Annotated in this window: 3 protein-coding genes and 2 pseudogenes; 2 read left to right on the top strand and 3 right to left on the bottom strand. The window is 63.0% G+C overall.

Annotation, left to right across the window (positions count from 1 at the left end):
- Nucleotides 1-439 precede the first annotated feature (439 nt).
- Nucleotides 440-712: pseudogene (locus F8271_RS29885) on the top strand (transposase); the annotation flags it as partial.
- A 941-nt stretch (nucleotides 713-1,653) separates the two neighbouring features.
- Here F8271_RS29885 and F8271_RS29875 read toward each other — a convergent pair.
- Together F8271_RS29875 and F8271_RS29870 are read right to left on the bottom strand one after the other, a co-directional pair.
- Complete coding sequence (locus F8271_RS29875; RefSeq protein WP_225854858.1) at nucleotides 1,654-2,067, bottom strand: transposase family protein; 414 nt, start codon at nucleotides 2,065-2,067, stop codon at nucleotides 1,654-1,656.
- A gap of 191 nt (nucleotides 2,068-2,258) precedes the next feature.
- A complete protein-coding gene (locus F8271_RS29870) occupies nucleotides 2,259-2,681 on the bottom strand; it encodes a group II intron maturase-specific domain-containing protein (RefSeq protein WP_225854857.1) in 423 nt (140 codons plus the stop codon).
- 138 nt (nucleotides 2,682-2,819) lie between these two features.
- Between F8271_RS29870 and F8271_RS29865 the strand changes: the two genes are divergently transcribed.
- On the top strand, nucleotides 2,820-4,118 hold the full coding sequence (locus tag F8271_RS29865) for an ISAs1 family transposase (RefSeq protein WP_151493154.1): 1,299 nt from the start codon (nucleotides 2,820-2,822) through the stop codon (nucleotides 4,116-4,118).
- 78 nt (nucleotides 4,119-4,196) lie between these two features.
- Here F8271_RS29865 and F8271_RS33565 read toward each other — a convergent pair.
- Nucleotides 4,197-4,775 (bottom strand): annotated as a pseudogene (locus F8271_RS33565) (reverse transcriptase domain-containing protein); the annotation flags it as partial.
- Between the last annotated feature and the right edge of the window lie 140 nt (nucleotides 4,776-4,915).

Genomic DNA, 4,915 nt, shown 5'->3' with positions numbered 1-4,915 from the left:
CATAGAAGTTATCCACAGGCAGGCGTGTCACTAGGCGTTTTCGCGGCTTCCGCCAGGCCGCAACGCTTTGACCTGCGCCTTCACGCCGCGACGCCGACTATATCGACGCTGAGCTGCGGAACGCAGGCACCGGCGCCTGCCGCTTTCCAGCGACCAGCCCTGCTCGGCCCGCTACCACGTCCCATCTGCGGGCCTCGACGATGACGAGGCAACATCGAGGGTTCACTTGCGTTCACCCGCCCGGTCTTTCCCTCACCCGTGGCCCTCGGATGGAACGAGGACCCTTCGGCTTGAACCCCGGGCTTCGCACCCCGCGGTTACCCGCGACGCACGCCGGGGCGGGAACAGGCCACCGAGCACGGACCTGGGCTACGTCACCGTCATCACAGCCTCCCGTCGACGCATCCACTTGAAATGTGCGACCTCGTGTCGCACGGCCGAGTTCGTGCCGTTCCTGGCCTTCGACGTGGAGATCCGCACGGTCATCTGCTCCACGAACGCGATCGAAAGCGTCAACGCCCGCATCCGCAAGGCCGTCCGCGCCCGCGGCCACTTCCCCACCGAGCAGGCCGCGCTCAAGTGCGTCTACATGGCGTTGATGAGCCTCGACCCCACCGGAGCCGGCCGCCGCCGCTGGACCATGCGCTGGAAAGCACCCCTGAACGCCTTCCAGATCGCCTTCGAGGGCCGGCTCACCCCGGCCAACGACTGACCACCTCAACAACCAAGATCAGCCGTTAACTTGACACTCCCCGCCCTGGCCACCCTCCGCAACACCGCGATCAGCCTGCTCCGCCTGGCCGGCATCACCTCCATCGCGCAAACCCTACGACGAAACAGCCGGAACCCGCACCGATCCCTACAACTACTCGGAATCGACTAAACGGGCATACCTCCACCTTACGAACGCCCTGCAACCTGCGTGAACCCGACCAGTGGTTATGCACGTTCCAACTGTAGGCATGGCCTTGGATTAAATATCAAAAAGGAGGAACTTTTCAGTGAATGAACAGCTCAGATTAAACAGAGAGCAATTAATCGTAGGATTTGTAGCGTGCTGCTTCGTTGCGGGAAACAAAACTGGCAATAGAGTGCTGCCGGTAGCGCCCCCGGTCTTGCCGAGGCAAGATTGTAAAGTTTACGTACGAATGGCAAGCGGAGATATGGAAACGGATGTGGTTCAGGAACTGCATCGACTAAAGGATCCGCAAAGCTCGGTGCACATAAGCAGCGGCTCTGCCCTCTTTAGAGCCATGCAGCAGGCCAGATTTAACCTGAATAAAGTCGGCACCAGTTCCTACAAGTTGGATTCGTTAACACCTGTCGAACAATCTAGTTCTGAAATTATAATTTCACGAACTGACCCACCGCTTTCGTCGATGTCAGACAATGACATCTACGCCGTATTGAGGGCTGCTACGCCTGTTTCCCACCCAGGCGGAAGTACTGCCATGTTGGCCGCATCGACCTCGCAGGCAGGTAGGGGTGGGGCGGGGTCTTCTCAGCTTAATCCGGCTTCTTCGAGTTCGGCATCGGTGTATTCCGGATCGAATCCGACTCCCACCTCGGGGAGTCAAACGCTTCGTTAAAACCCTGCTGGTAAGGACGGGCGGGAACTCCCCAGGGCGTTCGCAAGGTAGGGATATGCCCGTTCTAGGTGATTCCGAGTAGTTGTAGGGATCGGTGTGGGTTGCGGCTGTTCTTCCGGAGGGCTGGCGCGATGGAGGTGACGCCGGCCAGGCGGAGCAGGCTGATCGCGGTGTTGCGGAGGGTGGCCAGATCAACATGCGACCAGCCGTCGACGGCGACCCGCGCCAACGCGTCGTGCAGGGTGGGGGTCTGCGCGGCGAGGACCCGCACGGCCTCGGCGACGTACCGGTAGGCGGTCGCCCTCGACACTCCGAATCCCGCCCCGAGGGTGGTCTTGTCCTCACCCTTGCGGAACCACACCAACACCAGAAGCGCCTGGTAGAAGCACGTCAACGCCCGAGTTCCCGGCCGGGTGCCCACCGCCCGACGCTCAGCGCGCAACAGCCGCGCCACGTGCTGCACGAGTTCCCTGGGCACGTCAACCATGGCACGATAGGCAATCACGTGGGGTCCTTCCGGATAGATCAACTTCCTCGCAAGAACCTGTCTACCGAGGGCCCCACGCCCACACCCAGCACCGTCCGCTATGGACGCTACGCCCGTGTCATCCCGATCGGCGCTCCGACCCTTGTTGGCGAGTAGCCGGAGGGAATCTCACCCTCCGGCTCTCACAGATCCGTACGTGAACCTCTCGGTTCATACGGCTCTTGTTGTCCTGGCCACCAGACAGCGGGGACGCCGGATACCCAGGCCCAGTGGGCGAAGAACCTTTGCCTCGTGGTGACAGCTCGGGTCCACGCCTGATGAGCCTTCTTCCGTCCGCGCAGTCGTTTGAACTTCTTTCGCAGCCACCGCATCAAGTAGGCGTTGATGCGTGCCAGGAGGGGATACAACGCAGATCTGTAGAACGCGCCGTAGTAATTCATCCAACCTCGCACGATAGGATTTATCCGCTCGGCGAGATCCGCATCGGAGATGTCGGTGCGCTGGTGCAATCGCCAGGACCGCACCTGCCTACCGATCTTCGTCAAAGCGTCCTTGCTGATCGCCGGGTTGAAGCCGGTGAACATCTTTCCCGACTTCGTGCGCACCCCACGGCCCCGTCGTTGTTCCTCTTCGTTCGGGTACGTTACTGAATCGCCTGGTTCAGGTGATAGATGGTAAGCGAGCACGACTTCTGATGATCTTTCGGTTCCTACGCCAGAAGATCATGTTCAGGAGTCGTGCCCGTGTCGGTATCTTCCCCGATCAGCCCTGTTGTTGACCACCTCGCCGATCTGGCGTTGTGGGAAGCCGAACTCGCCGACGACCCGCTGGTTATGGCATCGTCGCTGGCCGGGCGGCTTGCCGGGGTGCCCGATCCCCGTAAGCCGCAGGGCCGCCGGCACCGCCTGGTGGTGATCCTGGCGCTGACGGCGTGCGCGACGCTGGTGGTGGGCAACGACTGCGTGACCGCGATCTGGCAGTGGGCCGCCGGCACTGATCAGGAGATCCTGGCCCGGATCGGGGCCCGCTACGACGCGTGGACCGGCAGGTACCTGGTGCCCAGTGAGCCCACCTTCCGCCGGGTCCTTGCCGGCGTGGACGGTGACGCCCTGGACAGCGCGGTCAGCGGCTATATCGCTGACGTCCTCGCCGGACAGGCCCCGGTCCCGGTGCTGCCCGCGGCGCACGGGCCGGCCGAACGTGAACAACGCCGTGCCGTGACCCGCCAGGCCACCGCTCGGGTCCCCGCCGGGCTGCTCCCCGCCGCCGCGATCGACGGGAAACTTCTCCGCGGCTCGGTCACCACCGGTGGGCGGGTGTTCCTGGTCGCCGCGATCGACCACAGCAACGGCACGATCCTGGGACAACGGCAGGTCGCCGACAAACGCGGCGAGAACACCGCCCTGCAGCCGTTACTGTCCGGTCTGGACACCACCGGCATGGTCTTCACCCTGGACGCCCTGCACACCACCAAGAAAACCGCCCGGCTGATCACCGAAGCGCTGAACGCCCACTACATCCTGATCCTGAAAGCCAACCAGCCACTCGCCCTGCAAGCCGCGCAGGCACTGCTGTCCGGCACCGACACCGCGTTCGCCGGGCACACCGACACCACCGACGACCGCGGTCACGGCCGCACCGAACACCGCACCCTACGCGTGACCGACTGCGACGATCGGCTGTTCCCCGGCGCCCGGCAGGTGTTCCGGCTCCGCCGTGACACCGGCGGCCTCGACGGCATACGCACCAGCAAGGAAATCGTTTACGGCATCGCCAGCCTCACCGCCGAACTGGCCGCCCCCGCCCACCTCAACCACTACACCCGCCAGCACTGGTGCGTTGAGAACCGCTTGCACTGGGTCAGGGACGTGACGTTCCGAGAAGACTCATCGCAGCTCAGAACCGGTAACGCACCCCGAAATCTCGCCGCTTTCCGCAACCTCGCGCTCAGCACGATCCGGTTCGCGGGACGTACCAACATCGCCCACACCCGCCGCGATCTCCACGACCGCACCGACGCCTTCGCCGTCTACAGCATCTAACAAACCACAACTAAACCAGACAGAACAAAAAAATGACGGGGCCGTGGTGCGCACCCCACGCGGCCGGAACGTGTACCCAAGGAAAGTGAAAGCGGTGTGCTCGTACGAACCACGCCGATTGCTGTCCTTACAGTACACGATTCTGGTCTTGTCGGGATGCAGCTCCAGCCCTACCTCTGCCATCCGCCTGGAGAGAGCCGACAGAACCTGCCGGGCCTGCCCTTCACTAACGCAGTGCACCACCGCGTCATCTACATATCGCTCAAAACTGACACCGGGAAACTCCCGGACCAGCCATGTGTCGAACGCGTAATGCAGAAACAGATTGGCAAGGATTGGCGAGATCGCAGAACCTTGCGGGGTTCCTCGGTCTCGGACCTGCAACGACCCGTCGGTCAGCTGCAACGGCGCTTCGAGCCACCGTTTGACGTACAGCAGGACCCACGGCAGATCGGTGTCCGCCTCGACGGCTTTGACCATCATGTCCCACGGCACGCTGTCGAAGAACTTGGCGATGTCCAAGTCGATCGCCCAGTTCGTCTGCCAGCACCGCCGGCGACACGTGGCTACCGCGTCCAGGGCAGAACGTCCCGGGCGATACCCGTAGGAGTCCGGATGAAAGATCGCCTCGACCTTCCGCTCCAGCTCCCTGGCCACCACCGCACGGCCGGGGAGTGTCAAGTTAACGGCTGATCTTGGTTGTTGAGGTGGTCAGTCGTTGGCCGGGGTGAGCCGGCCCTCGAAGGCGATCTGGAAGGCGTTCAGGGGTGCTTTCCAGCGCATGGTCCAGCGGCGGC

It is taken from the genome of Micromonospora sp. ALFpr18c, from assembly GCF_008868155.1.
GTDB lineage: Bacteria > Actinomycetota > Actinomycetes > Mycobacteriales > Micromonosporaceae > Micromonospora.
The sequence above is the reverse complement of the archived record's forward strand: the minus strand, read 5'-3'. Positions and strand labels throughout refer to the sequence as shown.